Below are 13371 nucleotides of genomic sequence, written 5' to 3'. Positions count from 1 at the left end.
AGTTATTTAGAACGCGTATTCTGTAAAAAAGACCGGTTCCGGCGGATTGACCGGAACGGCGGTTCTGCTTTAAGGCCATTTACGGTAGGATTTGAGAGCGCAGCGCTTTCCCGCGCTGGTGGAGAAGCAAAATGCCGAAGTTGGGAATGGAGGTTGTCCGCCGCAGGCAGGTCATCGATGCAGCCGTGTCGATACTGTCTAACCAGGGCTGGCGAGATCTGACCATTCGTGAGGTAAGTGAGGTCGCAAACGTTTCGGTCGGCGTGGTGACGCACTACTTTTCAAGCAAGCGCGCAATCATCGTCGATGCGATCAGCGATACCAATCAGAGGTTTTCCAGAACGATCGGCCAGATGGAGCGTAAAAACTCCAACGTAAAGCTCCGGCTCGCCGCTGTCGTCGATCTCATGACGAGGCCGGAGGCGTATGATTTGCCTAACCACAACTTCTGGATTGCCCTATATGGCCGCTTGCCGTTCGACCAGGTGATCCAAGCCGAATTGCAGCGTCTGCAGCGCTGGCTTCAAGAGTGCGTGGCCAAGATCGTGAAGCAGGGGATCCACCAAGGTGACTTTAAGACCGATCACCTGCCTGAGGATATTGCCGCAAACTTTGTCGTCTCGGCCTTCGGTCAGATCGTTACTGCCGCCGCCGCACCGACCGACCTACCTACCGAGCGCCGCCGAAAGTTGCTGTTGGACATGTTGGGAACAATGCTCGGGACGCAGCTCAACTGGGGCGCAGACGCCTCCGTGCGCGATACACTACACATAGCCTAAACAGTCGTGTGTTTGGGCATGGCGCAGGAAATGCTTCCAACCATCAAACTCCCGAGAATGGGTGCTCGGACACAATTCCTGTGGTTTAGTAATCGGACGGTGTAGTCATGCCGGTCATATATCCTTGGGGAAGCAACGGACAGCCTTTCAACGCCGAGCAACTCATCCGGCGCGCTCAAGATATGATTCCAGCGTTTCGAGCGCGTGTTGATGAGGTCAACGCTGCGCGCGGCCTCACGGAAGAAGTACAGTCGGAGCTGCGCTCCTCCGGATTGCCACGGCTACTTCAACCCGCACGTTTCGGAGGAGCTGAGGCCAGGATCAGCGCCTTGATAGACGTGCTGATTCCAACAGCAAGCGGATGCCCTTCGACCGCGTGGTGCCTGACACAATACATTCTTCACAACTTCATGGTCGCGCGCTGGCCACTGGAGGCACAGGCTGAGGTCTGGCGCACGCCCGACGCGCTAGTCAGCGGCACAATCATTCCGATGCTTGGTCGGGCCGTTGCGGCAAACGGCGGCTATCTTTTATCAGGAAGATGGCCCTTCGTCAGCGGCGTCCAGGGATCGGACTGGTGCCTCATCGCCGCAATGTTCAGCAGCGAGAATTCTCCCGATGAAGAGCGCTACTTTCTCGTACGCACTGCCGATGTCAAAATCGTCGACACCTGGTTCTCAGTTGGCCTTAAGGGCTCGGGAAGCCAGGATGTGGAATTGGAGAGCTTCTTTGTGTCAGAGGCGATGAGCGTTCCTCTAAGTGTGTTCAAGGGCGGACCGAACCCGGGAAGCGAGGTTAGCGCGGCGCCAATCTTCAAGATGCCCGTTCACATGATATTCGGGCTGCCTCATGCCGCATGCCTCGTCGGGATCGCAGAAAGTATGTACGAGTTGTTCTTGTCGCAAAGCCGCGAGCGGCGCTCAATGGTGACGGGCGAAGATACGTCGAGCTATGGAACTCATCAGATGGCGGTCGGAGAAATATCCGCGTCACTCCAGGCTGCTCAGGCTCTTCTGCGAGCAGATGCTGAAGAAATGATGCACTTCGCCGATTTTAAACAAGTACCGAGCACGCTCGAGAGATCGAATTATCGGTGCAATGCAGCCTACGCAGGTGAGTTGGCACGTCGCGCCGCGCACACAATCTGGGACCTTGTGGGTGCGCGGGGCGCATACGAAACCAATCCGATTGCTCGGATATATCAAGACATGCTGGTCGGTAGTCGTCACGTAGTTATGAATTTGCAGGTCAACACCATTGAGCATGGCCGTGCGCGGCTGAGGCTGCCTTTGACAGCGAAAAACTTGTAGCACGCCGTCTGAGATGTCTAGCTGGGCCCTTCATCAATGCCGCTTGGCAATGACAGGGCCGATTGTCAGGGCTAATGCCATGATATGCCGGCGCATCGCGGCTTCGGCAGCATCAGCGTCACCTGCTTTAATCGCGATAAGCAACTCCTCGTGTTGCTGCGAGTACTGCTGCACGAGGCTGGGAGCGAACCCAACCGATGTCTTCACCGACCAGCGGGGATGGGTCTTGATCCCAATGATCTGATCTATCGCGTTGATCAAGATTCCGTTTCCCGAGGCCTCGGCAACAGCGCGATGGAAGAGCTCGCCCAATTCTCCCAATCGGCCCAACTGTCCGATGCCGCTCCCGAAGCGAAATACCGCCCAATCATGACGACTTCTCCCGGTTGAGCCCGCACAGCTGCGAAGCGCGCCACGATGGGCTCAACCGACAGGCGCGCCTCTAGAATTTCAGCCAACGTCGTGGACGTGCTTAGCGCCTCCTGGCTCGAATGGATCGACGCCGGCCGACTGCCAACATAGGTTCCGATGCCAACGTGCCGCCAGATAACACCTTCGCTCTCCAGCTGTCGCAGAGCCTCGCGCAGCTTGCCGCGCGACAAGCCGAGCATCGATGCAAGTTCGCGTTCCGGTGGAAGTCGACTGTGGATCGGATACCGCGAGCTGGCGATCCAGTCGGCCAGCGTCTTTCCAGCGGACCGAGACAGTTCCGTAGCATTCTTCGACAGCCGCCGCTCACCAACGCTCATTGTACCGCCAAGGAACCGCAATTGCTTTGGAAGGCGCTACGGTCTCACGAGGCCAATCCGCGCATCCAGGTTGAACATACAGTTACCGAGCTTGTTACCGGCATTGATATCGTCAAGGCGCAGATCCGAATTCTGGAAGGGCACCCGATCGGCAGTGAAGCATCTGGCGTGCCGCCTCAGAGCGTGATCCGCCTAAACGGTCACGCACTGCAATGTAGGATTACCACCGAAGATCCCGAGCTGAATTTCATCCCGGACTATGGCCGGATCACGGGTTACCGAACGGCGGCCGGCTTCGGCATCCGACTGGACGGGGGCACAGCATATCCCGGGGCAGTTATCACTCGCTATTACGATCCCCTGCTCGAGAAAGTCACCGCCTGGGCTCCTTCGCCGAAAGAGGTCATCGCGCGGATGGATCGTGCGCTGCGCGAATTCCGCGTTCGTGGGGTAGCGACAAACTTGACCTTCCTGGAAGCAATCGTTCGTCACCCCAAGTTTGCGGATCTGACCTACACGACGCGCTTCATCGACGATACCCCAGAGCTTCTGACTCAGGTGAAACGAAGAGACCGCGCAACGAAACTTCTCCACTATCTTGCTGACGTTACGGTCAACGGACATCCAGAGACGCGGAAACGCGCCCGCCCCAATGCGAGCCTTGCCCCACCGATGGTTCCATTCTCTGAAGCACCATTGAAGCCCGGTACGCGGCAGAGACTCGAAGAACTTGGTCCTCTTCGCTTCGCGAGTTGGGTGCGCGCGCAAAGTTCCGTCCTGATTACCGATACGACGATGCGTGACGCGCACCAATCCTTGCTGGCAACTCGCATGCGAACCTATGACATTGCGCGCATCGCTCCGGCCTACGGCAACGGGCTTCCGGATCTGTTTTCGTTGGAATGTTGGGGAGGCGCAACCTTCGACGTTGCCATGCGATTCCTGAAGGACGACCCCTGGGAGCGCCTAGCCCTGGTCAGAGAAGCTGCGCCGAACATCCTTCTGCAGATGCTGCTGCGCGGAGCCAACGGTGTCGGTTGACCTCCCTAGGGGGCTCATCTAACTCTGCGGTTTCATCCTCATTTTTGGGAATGTGTCCCGAAACGCACAACGCCGCCCCAGCGGAATGGGCTCGCCAGGCGGCATTGCCTCTTGCATCGGGTGCCGACATCCCCAGCGAAGCACCGATAGTGGTCGCTGGCAGGAGGAGATTTCGCTTGATATCGCGCTCGGGTTGCTTGAAACATCCGCCGGGCGGTTGGGCAAGGCACGGCCTGGCTTTGAGGGGGCTTCTACATGTTGCGCTATTTTTTGCTGGCTGTTGTGACCGTGGGTTTATCAGGATGCATGCAGACTGCTGGTCCTTCATTTAACGGCCCGTCGGGGAAGCCGGTCAACACCGCAAAATGCAGCTACTCGTCGGCCGGCTGCTTACAACAAGCTTCGCAGACATGTGGCGGTCCCTATTTGGTTCTCGATAGCGACAGCCATTCGGGCGGTCTCGTGGCAGACGTATTGCCCGGACCAGTCACTTGGTATGCAATGACCTACCAATGCGGTCCGTCCGATGGGAAAATGCCAACATTTGCTTTTAGGGGGCAGCAGTATGTCCCCCCGCCACCGCCGATCACATGCCAGTCAAGGCAAGTCGGCGGAATGGTGCAGACAACATGCTAATTGATTTAGGCCAGTCGCGCCCAGTTCCGGCACTTTTCGTTCATTGACGAATTTCATGCCGCCGCGCGATCTTCCTTATCCGCCCCGCGCATTACAATCTTGAGCGCATTATCCGGCAACGGCCGCTGCAGCGCCTTGGCTTCCTCCCAGGGCGCGCGCAGCCAGACATCGCGCTCCTCATCTGTCGTCAGGATGACCGGCATCGCCTTCTCATGGATCGGTGCCACAATCGCGTTCGGCGCCGTGGTGAGGAAGCCATAGACGAGGTGGGGGCCGGGGATCGGTTTTGATTTAGTGCCGCGGTCGCCCCGGAACTCGGTCCAGATCCCCGCGAAGGCTGTGAGAGGACGGTCCTCGTTGATAGCGAACCAGACGACGTCCTTTTTCTTCGTCGCCGGGTTCGGCCCCGGCGCGTACTCGGCAAAGCTGTTGAACGGGACGAGGCAGCGGTTCTCCGGCTTCAGCCAGCCGCGCCAGTGCGGCGAGCTGGTGTTGCGGATGTTCGTCACCGGCGGGCCGCCAGTGCGCGGTGGTGGGGCATGCCCCAACGCATCAAAACCAGCTCGCGGCCATTGCCGCCGTCACGCACCACAGGCGCCGGGTAGTCGGGGAAGACGCCCGGCATCGGTCGCAGGTTGCCAACATACCGGTTGACGACGCGAAACAACGCGCGGATCGCTTCCTGATTGGTGGTGATCGAATAGAGGTTGCACATTACGAGCTTGCTCAGGCGGTCATGTCGATACGGACACATCACCGCGGCGGAAGCGGCTGCCCTCGCGGCCAACAGCGACGTCAGGTTGCTCATCTTGACCCACATTTCCGGCCGCTACCACGACGAGGAAATACTGGCTGAGGCGACAAAGACGTTCCGGAACAGCCGGGTTGCGACAGATTTCGACCACATCGTGGTCTGATCGGCTAGCGCACTCGAATGGCGAGGAAGCTGAAGACGTACCAGACTTCGCTCGGCTTCTTCGATCTGGCCGTAGCGGCGCCGTCGATGAAGGCGGCTCTGGAGGCCTGGGGGGTGTCTCCTTTTCCCAATGCGTTGCTTCGGCCTGCGCTTTTTCCTCGACAAGCTCGAGCTCAGCCTGAAGGTCGGCAGCGTTCTCTTCTGCTTCCGGCGTGCAGCATCCAAGGCGTTTTGCGCGTTGTCGACGGCCTGTTGCCGTCGCTCACGCTCCTTCCGCTGGGCAGCCTCTTCCTTTGCGCGTTCGCGCTCGCGGCGCTTCTGCTCTCTCTCGAAAGCGAGTGCGGCCTTCCGGTCGGCTGCCTCGTCTTCGGTTCGCTTCGGATGTTTCTGCGGCTTTCGACTTGCCGATTTGCGGCCAGCCCTTTTCGATCTGCCGTCGCCGGCAAGATCGATCGGCAGCTCCGCGTGCTTCTTGAACGCTCCGCGGGAGCCGACGGGACGCTTTAAAACAACACCCGGCGCCGCCATCGTCGCTGCGATAACGTCGCGATCCTCGCTCTGCTTCGCTGCACCCTGGTGAAAAAGATTGGTGTCGGCGCGGCTGGAAGCCGCGTTGCGACGGGCGCGGGGTTAGCTGTCGCCAAGCTGAGCGTGGGCAAAGGCCGGACCGCCATTTCCGCTCTACCCCGAACAACCGCCGGGGGGCGGCGGCAGTTCAGGAGATTGCGCCTCTCCACCTACCATTATCCCAACATGGCCGCATTAGCGCCTCGGCTGAAAAATTTACCCTCTTGCGGGTTTCTAGCCGTATTGAGGATGCTAGAATTGTTGGTCATGGCCCGAAACTTTAGCGACGAATGGAGGGTCCTTTGAGCAAGTTCGCGAAAACATCGTCGATCCTCGTCCTCATATCTCTTCTTTTAAATTTTGCTCTAATAACTCCCGGACATGCTGACTTGCTGGGTCTCATAGGAGGCAAGTCGATAGAGGATGCTACCAAACGGCTGGACGAAATGATCAATAAGACCGTGAAGGATTTTTTGCGCGATCTCGAAGCTCTTTCAAATGGTCTGCTCGATAAAGGTCACACGGCAGGTAGCTTGTTGACGATTCAAGCTAGCAATGAAATGAAGGTGTTGATTGGGACGGCTCGTGCTGAGTTCGGAAATGAGCTGGACAAGCAAGTAAATTCTGCATCAAAGGAACTAAAAGCCGCTCTCATTCATCTTGAAAGATGGGAAATGAGCCAAAGAGAGCTCGAATCCTCCGTAGTTGGATTGGTCGATTTGGTTTCATTGGATTTGCAGAACGCGCTTCCGAGTCGAACGGTGGGCGTTCGAAGGCTGAATGGCGGCGTCTTCGTACAAAACGATCCGACTTCCTTTTACTTTGACCTTGTTGGTCTAGACTTCGGAAGCGATCCGGCGGGTGTGCAAACAGCTTTCACTGTCACGCTCAATGGACAGCCGCTCGCTCCGCCAGAACGAAAGGCCCCGATCAACGCCATCTTTAGAATACCACGAAGTGATATGGAACGCCTATTCCAGAAAGACAATATCGTAGTGTTGCCACTCAACATCCGAGTTGCACGGCAAGAACAGAAGCGACTTTGGGGTATGTTTCCGTGGTGGGGTCGGGATGAGCGGGTGGCGACGTACGATTACAAGGTCTCACTAATGCCCGATCTCGTTGGCAAGGTTACCATAACCACACGTTATCCAGGCTATTCGTGGCAAGCACTTCGGCCAGCAGAACACCAATCTTTTACAGTTAGGGGCGATACTCTGGTTAGCTCGTTGGTTACTTTAAGCGTCCCAAAACCCGCATTAGGCGGCGATCCCGAACTCGGTAATATGAGGATTGAGGAGAGTAGTTTTAGTTTGGTCTGTCAGAAAGACGACAGACCAGCTAGGCAGTTCCCTAACGGCAAGATTCGTTTAGCCAGCGACGAAATATTCCGAAATGGTTTCGTGACGGCGAGGTGGCGGGGAGCTGCGGGCGGCGATAGAAACGATTCCGACAATGCTATGAACGCCGAAATGATGGCGAATTTTGGCTTTACAGTTCCCCTTACCTGCGCGGAAAGCGAACACTGCCGGATCAGCAAGGATGAGCTATTAAAGCGATCAGTTGATGCGACTTTGGACGTTAGCGGGTGCCGCCACATGAGGAGCGAAAAACCCGATTTTCGAAACAACAGCTCGGAGGTAATCGTATGGGTGCGCGGCACTCCAGTCGCAGATATTCCGGGAACTTACGTGGACGCTCGTTGGCAAGTTAGTTGGCAGCCTCTTACCTGGGCTCAAAAGCCGGAGTTGATTCGAGGAGACCCACAAGTTCTTTCGGTATATGCGTCTTTTCCTCTTGAATTTGAAATCGTGGACCAACCGGGGGGCACTACGTCGGATATTCGTTTCGAACCCACGGTAGGCAAACCAGAAAACGTAGGTGTGGGGAGTGACATTACTCCAAACTTTAGACGAATGGGGCAGGACAGGGTGGGCAATCGCACAGTCTACAAGTATAAATTCGAATACCCAAGACTTCAGTAATTTTAGGACTATATATCTGGCCGCCGTGAGAATGTCGGCGAAGCATCGGCAGGGAACGTGCAGGCCGCTGGAGGCGTTGCGCGACCTCACCATACACAAGCGCCCAATGGAACGACGCGCAACAGGATCAGTTAGAGGCGTCAGGGTCCACGTTACTTCCGACAGTTACACTAACACCGTCACTCTCAGCTATCGCATACAACCAGTAGGCCATGAAAAAATAAGCGTCCAAGCTGTCGTCATAGCTGCCCTCATGAACGTCCAAGTCATGTGTTCTGCCTGGCGACCAAGTGCTAATTAGCCTGGCACGACCAGGCGAACCATCCGATCTACGGATGTCAATGTGAAGCTTTAGATTGCAGTACCACCATCCTTCGCACTTCCAAAATGCGATCAGAGTTTGTTGTCCTTTGGACAGATGAATAACCTTGGCAAATGTCGGACGAGGCGAAACGATCGTCAGACACATTGCCAGTATCAAGACCAAACCAATACGTTTCGCTGCTGATCTTCCAGCCACCCGTGTACTCGCATCCTTGGTCGGCTCCAAACGATGAGGCTACCCAAAAAGTCATCCAATAGCGATACGGGATGCGCCAATGTCGCTGTTGAGGTCACAAACGGCGGTCGGAACGCTTGCTGGAAAGTCTGGTCTGCCCTCGGCAGCGGTCCTCAAGTCCGCTTCGAAACTTCGTCGGCTGAAAGCCGCGACTTCTAGCCCTCGGGTGGGCACTCCGGGCAGGTGTCGCCGATCGAGTCCAGCACTTCGGCAATCGCTCTGCCGGCCGCTTGCGACGAGACGCTAGGCGGCGGATCGCGGAGCGCGATCTCGAAGGCGCGATCGCGGGCGTGCGGGTCGGCGCGCTCCTGCATCCACCCGTGCTCTTCGCATTCACGGACGGCGCCGGCTTCCTGAAGCACGGAGATGGCCCATCCCCGCAGCGTCCGGATCGTCGCGCGCCGTTCCCACGTCATCAGCATTTGGAAGGCTCCTGGTGCGCCAAGCGAATCCGCTAACTCACTTAGCGTGCCGGCGGGCTAGCACAGGGCAGGGATTCGCAAACGTGGGAGCGGGGGCTTTTCCACCACAACGGGCGCAGCGTGCACGCTGCCGCCAGCGCACACTAGTTTTCCAGTCCCACCTTCTTCCGAAGCTTCTCGATCAGCTCTGACCCCTCTGCCTTCGTGAGTTCCTTCGCCGTCGGGTCCGGCTCGTGCGCCTGCTCCGCAAGAGTTTTGAGGTACGACGCTTGGGCGCCCGTCATCGGATCATGTCCTGAAACCCACTCATTCGGGTCCTTTTCCGTGTTGTCGGCCATGATGAACCTCCAAAAATCTGGCTCCGGTCCCAACTTGTAACTTGAAAGAATGTTCCTGTTTCGTTCTAATAATGAGCTCCACGCTAGAGGGGCCTCCATGCCGGATCTCGAGTTCGTCCGTCGGGAAATCGAATACATGCGCGTCCAGGTCGGGCGTCAGCGAAACGACATTTTGAAGCTTCAACGGGCAGGGATCTGTACCGCGTCTGCTGAAATCCTCCTGCAGCGGATGCTCGCGAAGATCGAAGGGCTTTGCGCCGAACGCGACAGGCTCAAGAACGAGTTGCCAGGACCAACCGCAGGGAAGGTGCTCGGAGGTCGGAAGTGGTGAAGAGATACTTTTCCGACGCCGCGGATCAGCCGCCGTTCCTCAAAGCTTTGGCCGAGGTTCGAAAAATCGGAGTGCACGAGGGATGGTGCTATCACCATGTCCAAGCGATCATACTGGCCATAGACCAATATGCCGAGGCCGCGACAGGCAATCGCGAATTTTTCTGGAATAGACCGCATTCGATCGGCGGCGGTCGAACACGCGGTGATGATATTCCGTAGATGATCCCGCCATCGAGGAAGGTCTAGTGAACGAACTGCTTTGGCAGCACCATCACGATGTTGACCTCGCGCTTCAAGATCTTCGAAGCCGCGATCTGAATGTGAAGCGAGAAGTTGTCCTCGACTTCCGCAGCGATCTCCTCATCCTTTGCGTAGACGAACAAGATGTCGCCATCGAGCTCGTCGAAGTGAATGCCGGCGAACAGGCGGTCAAACGTCTTCGCGCCGACGACGAGCGCCATGCGGGCTTGTATTGCCTGGTCTTCGACTTCTGTCAGGTTCATGCGCTGGAAATAGGCTCGATCAGCGCGATTGCAAGGATGAGCGGGCCGATCGGTGTGCTTAAACCTCGCGCAGCTGCCTGATCTCTTCCGCGATCTGGCGAGCCTGTGGATCCTGGCAACCAGACTCGGTGACGATCGGCTACAACCTCTTGGACGGAGACTTGCTGACCATGACGGGCGGCAACGGCGATGCGCGCTCGCAGCGGGGAGAAGAGAATGCACAGGCTGGGCGCGCTCGGCTCAATTGCATACATCGCGATGAATGCGCTCTCGCTTCAAAAGGACATCACGTTCGATATTGGGAATAAGAAGCTTCTTGGAATCCGGATAATATTGGGCGCGATGTTCGGCCTTATTTTTGCATTGCCGTTCGGGTTCGGGTTCGAGAATTTCGAATCCTTCGTTCGGACGTTCGGTAGCAGGCCGAACATATCAAGTGATGCTAAGATGGCCGCAACTCTGCTGATGCCGTTTGTGTTTGGATTTAGTACGACCCTCGTACTGATCATCATCAATCGCCTTGTCGATGCAATCGGAGTCATCTTCGGAAAGCCTCCAACTACTCAGTCTGGCAATGTGCCGCATTGAGACAAGCACGGCCAGCGACCGTCGCCGCTGACTACCCGCCGCGCGCACACTCCCGTCGTCCCAGAGACCACGCGCCGGTGCTTCACCGTTCCGTCCGCATGTATTCGCTGCGTTCGGATATCAACCGCAGATCAGGATCCGCACTCAAGGAATGCGAAGTTTCTAGCCGTACCGACCTCTCTCGAGGGCGCTCTGCTACGAGAACCCAGCCAATTACGGCACAAGCGAAAAGGGCGGCGGCTACCGTCCAACGATGCCGCACCATGGCGTCCTCCTTTGGCAGTCAATGCTATAGGAAGGAAAGCACGGAAGGCTCGGTACCCCGATTCAAGATCGCGCGTGTCCGAAAAAAGAGAGGCATGATGGGCACCGAGGCCGCCCGCGAAGCCGCTCAGAAGACCATCCGGGAAGTGAGCGAGCAAAGGCCGTGTGCAGCGGCGAAGAAGTTCGGCCTAATCGCGAAGCGGCTGACATTGCAGATCTACTGGCGGATTAGGGGCGGCTTCAATCGGCGGTTGGTGCATCCCCGGGCAGGTACGGATTGGATGCAGGCGTGCTGCCGCTGGAGGCGAACCAGCCAGCGCGAGGGTATGCCTAGGAGTTATTGCCGCGGAGCCGGTATGGGGACTTGGTCCTTCCAGGCAGCGGGATCCTGAGTGGTGACCCAACTGCCACTGCTGCATTGGAGCCCGCGACCCCGCCGAGGCAAATGACGGCGCCCTGAGAATAAAACGCGCTGTTGTAGACGCAATTCCTAGTCATGGAATAGATCTTCTGGGGGCCGGCATGAAAATGTCCTGCGCCGATGCCGCACCAGATATCATGCAGGCGATGACAACTATTGCGAAGGCTGATCTCCACATTCACGCACCCCTTCTTCTGCTGCGCGCTCGGCTGAGGCGCACACGGAGGCGCCGTAGAGAGTCTATCGAGACTTCGTACCCATTCCCCAAGCATCGCGCGCGGGCATCACCATAGCAAGTCGGTAGGGCTTGTGGATTCACGTCGAAAGCGACCCACAAGAGCTGGTGGGTCCCTCGGGTGGCCCCGGCATGCTATGCCCAGCCGGCAGCTGGAGCGACGATGGCGCCCCGCCCGAGATGCTTGAAGGCTTTGAAGCTGTTGTCCCGAGAGCGCGCTTCACTACAGATCGTCCGAAATTCAATCAGGCTCTAGGAGCTTTTGGCGAGGCCAGTCGAGAGACTTTATGGAATCCCATTTTTTAAATCCAAAGGACAAAGTGGAGCGATAGTATAGAAGCACCCCACGTTCCCCGCTCCTCACAATCACGGCTTGGATAGATCCATTGTCGGTGCGAACTGTCGCTGCAGGTGCGCCGTTCAAGTAGATGCGAGAGGAGTCCATTCCCATCGACAGCGCGAAAGCCAAAGAGACGAGACCCACCACTCCGATAAAAGCCTTCGCCGGTGCTCTAAGTAGAAGGACAGCCAAAAAGGCGCAACTAAGCAGGCCGAGAAAAAAAATAAAGATGAGCTTAGAATAGATTGCGAGGACGGCAGAGAGAGGGACTACAACAACTGCGGTAGTCCACATTAGTTTGTTGAATATGTCTCTTGTGACGTCCTCCCCGACGTCCGGGAAGAGACGCGCTAAACTTTCTGGAAGACGCCCGTCTTCCAGAAAGTGGAACACGGTGGTTAGATAAACACCAAGTAGCACACAGACGAGTGCTATCGGGATAGCTGGCACCGCAAAAGTGATGTGCTCAGATATCGAAAAATACGTAAATGCTGCAATGCCAATTGGGATAAACGAGCCTACCTCGAAACACAGAGCGAGCGCCGTTGCCGCGCCTGGCACTAAGACAAGCGCATCCTTGACTGAAATTGAAATATCATCGTCTGCCATTCCTGGTCCGTTCGCATGGAGGGCTACGGCGGAGCCGCGCGGCCGTCCCCGACGATCGGGCGGTGCCTCAACGGCGGCCTTGGCTGACTTGAGGTCGAATCGGGCAAACCTGCCGTTCGACGATACGCCGGCCGCGGGCAAGTGTTGCTTTGATTTCTAGGCGGGGCGCCAAGCGATAAAATCTGTTGGAGCCGCTGCCGCTGGCCTATGACTTCGTGATCGTTGCAAGATCGTACAGCAATCCTTTCCCTTTCCAACCGGGAACGGTCCATTCTCTCGCGGGGCGAGGATTGAAAAGCCAAATGTTGCTTGCAGCCGCTATGGACCAAGCTTTAGAGATGATCAGCTGAAATTTCAGCCGACATTCGTCGGCGCATTCCTTGGGTTCGATAGTGAAAGTAAAATAGTTTAGGGTTTTTACTTCGATATCCTCTGACGGACGGTCACCCAGGTCGTCGAAGAACTTTGTCGCCTTCGCATCTGGATCACTCATGGTTGAGATCTCCCATCGTCGCCAAGCGGCAGCATTACGCAACTAGAGGGCGAGCGCAAGAGGGCGTCTTATACCCATAGGTAGCGACTACCCATCCTGCCCATCGATCACAAGTAAAGCCGGAAGGCGTGGCAAATGAGTTATACCACTCCGTCATCGATCAGGTGCTTCAGTATATCGCCTCACACCCATTCTCGGCTTCGGCAAAGGTCTTGAACGGCGACCTATTCTGATCGCGGAAAAACTTCCGCTAGCTTCTTCTCGTCACGCGACAGCGGCCAGG

The 13371-nt window shown here is 56.9% G+C and carries 14 protein-coding genes and 3 pseudogenes; 9 read left to right on the top strand and 8 right to left on the bottom strand.

Annotated elements, in window-relative coordinates:
- The first annotated feature begins 131 nt into the window (after window positions 1-131).
- Both OZ411_RS15260 and OZ411_RS15255 read left to right on the top strand, forming a co-directional pair.
- Window positions 132-779, top strand: coding sequence for a TetR/AcrR family transcriptional regulator (locus OZ411_RS15260; RefSeq protein WP_282528638.1), 648 nt, complete (start codon window positions 132-134; stop codon window positions 777-779).
- 107 nt (window positions 780-886) lie between these two features.
- Window positions 887-2089: a hypothetical protein gene (locus OZ411_RS15255; protein WP_282528637.1), complete on the top strand. Its 1203-nt coding sequence runs from the start codon at window positions 887-889 to the stop codon at window positions 2087-2089.
- Between the two features lie 33 nt (window positions 2090-2122).
- On the opposite strand, the gene OZ411_RS15250 is transcribed toward OZ411_RS15255, so the two are convergent.
- Both OZ411_RS15250 and OZ411_RS15245 read right to left on the bottom strand, forming a co-directional pair.
- A complete protein-coding gene (locus tag OZ411_RS15250; protein WP_282528636.1) occupies window positions 2123-2401 on the bottom strand; it encodes an FCD domain-containing protein in 279 nt (92 codons plus the stop codon).
- Window positions 2347-2838, bottom strand: coding sequence for a GntR family transcriptional regulator (locus OZ411_RS15245; RefSeq protein WP_282528635.1), 492 nt, complete (start codon window positions 2836-2838; stop codon window positions 2347-2349). The genes OZ411_RS15250 and OZ411_RS15245 overlap by 55 nt, the downstream gene beginning before the upstream one ends.
- Window positions 2839-2886: 48 nt before the next feature.
- Here OZ411_RS15245 and OZ411_RS15240 point away from each other — a divergent pair.
- A pseudogene (locus tag OZ411_RS15240) lies at window positions 2887-3876 on the top strand (pyruvate carboxylase); the annotation flags it as partial.
- A gap of 692 nt (window positions 3877-4568) precedes the next feature.
- Here the strand turns inward: OZ411_RS15240 and OZ411_RS15235 are convergent.
- A pseudogene (locus OZ411_RS15235) lies at window positions 4569-5230 on the bottom strand (SOS response-associated peptidase).
- A gap of 28 nt (window positions 5231-5258) precedes the next feature.
- Here OZ411_RS15235 and OZ411_RS15230 point away from each other — a divergent pair.
- The 3 genes and pseudogenes from OZ411_RS15230 to OZ411_RS15220 form a co-directional block, all read left to right on the top strand.
- Window positions 5259-5432 (top strand): annotated as a pseudogene (locus OZ411_RS15230) (ribonuclease Z); the annotation flags it as partial.
- A gap of 17 nt (window positions 5433-5449) precedes the next feature.
- Entirely contained in the window at window positions 5450-5938 is a 489-nt protein-coding gene (locus OZ411_RS15225) for a hypothetical protein (RefSeq protein ID WP_282528634.1), read from the top strand.
- Between the two features lie 362 nt (window positions 5939-6300).
- Window positions 6301-7983 (top strand): hypothetical protein, encoded by a 1683-nt coding sequence (locus tag OZ411_RS15220; RefSeq protein WP_282528633.1) that lies wholly within the window; start codon window positions 6301-6303, stop codon window positions 7981-7983.
- 714 nt (window positions 7984-8697) lie between these two features.
- Here the strand turns inward: OZ411_RS15220 and OZ411_RS15215 are convergent.
- Window positions 8698-8964 (bottom strand): hypothetical protein, encoded by a 267-nt coding sequence (locus OZ411_RS15215; RefSeq protein ID WP_282528632.1) that lies wholly within the window; start codon window positions 8962-8964, stop codon window positions 8698-8700.
- Window positions 8965-9107: 143 nt separating this feature from the next.
- Window positions 9108-9302 (bottom strand): DUF3072 domain-containing protein, encoded by a 195-nt coding sequence (locus OZ411_RS15210; RefSeq protein WP_282528631.1) that lies wholly within the window; start codon window positions 9300-9302, stop codon window positions 9108-9110.
- Between the two features lie 97 nt (window positions 9303-9399).
- On the opposite strand from OZ411_RS15210, the gene OZ411_RS15205 reads away from it, so the two are divergent.
- Together OZ411_RS15205 and OZ411_RS15200 are read left to right on the top strand one after the other, a co-directional pair.
- Window positions 9400-9633 carry a hypothetical protein gene (locus OZ411_RS15205; protein WP_282528630.1) on the top strand — a complete coding sequence of 78 codons (234 nt, stop codon included), beginning with the start codon at window positions 9400-9402 and terminating at the stop codon, window positions 9631-9633.
- Window positions 9627-9854, top strand: a complete 228-nt coding sequence (locus tag OZ411_RS15200; protein WP_282528629.1) for a hypothetical protein — start codon at window positions 9627-9629, stop codon at window positions 9852-9854. The genes OZ411_RS15205 and OZ411_RS15200 overlap by 7 nt, the downstream gene beginning before the upstream one ends.
- A 23-nt stretch (window positions 9855-9877) precedes the next feature.
- Here OZ411_RS15200 and OZ411_RS15195 read toward each other — a convergent pair whose 3' ends face one another.
- Window positions 9878-10138 carry a hypothetical protein gene (locus OZ411_RS15195; RefSeq protein ID WP_282528628.1) on the bottom strand — a complete coding sequence of 87 codons (261 nt, stop codon included), beginning with the start codon at window positions 10136-10138 and terminating at the stop codon, window positions 9878-9880.
- A 216-nt stretch (window positions 10139-10354) separates the two neighbouring features.
- Between OZ411_RS15195 and OZ411_RS15190 the strand changes: the two genes are divergently transcribed.
- Complete coding sequence (locus OZ411_RS15190; RefSeq protein WP_282528627.1) at window positions 10355-10726, top strand: hypothetical protein; 372 nt, start codon at window positions 10355-10357, stop codon at window positions 10724-10726.
- A 1161-nt stretch (window positions 10727-11887) separates the two neighbouring features.
- On the opposite strand, the gene OZ411_RS15185 is transcribed toward OZ411_RS15190, so the two are convergent.
- Both OZ411_RS15185 and OZ411_RS15180 read right to left on the bottom strand, forming a co-directional pair.
- Window positions 11888-12595: a hypothetical protein gene (locus tag OZ411_RS15185; protein ID WP_282528626.1), complete on the bottom strand. Its 708-nt coding sequence runs from the start codon at window positions 12593-12595 to the stop codon at window positions 11888-11890.
- A gap of 205 nt (window positions 12596-12800) precedes the next feature.
- Window positions 12801-13088, bottom strand: coding sequence for a hypothetical protein (locus tag OZ411_RS15180; protein ID WP_282528625.1), 288 nt, complete (start codon window positions 13086-13088; stop codon window positions 12801-12803).
- Window positions 13089-13371 lie beyond the last annotated feature (283 nt).

Origin of the sequence: Bradyrhizobium sp. Arg237L (genome assembly GCF_029990105.1) — a bacterium.
In the GTDB taxonomy this organism is placed as follows: domain Bacteria; phylum Pseudomonadota; class Alphaproteobacteria; order Rhizobiales; family Xanthobacteraceae; genus Bradyrhizobium.
The sequence above is the reverse complement of the archived record's forward strand: the minus strand, read 5'-3'. Positions and strand labels throughout refer to the sequence as shown.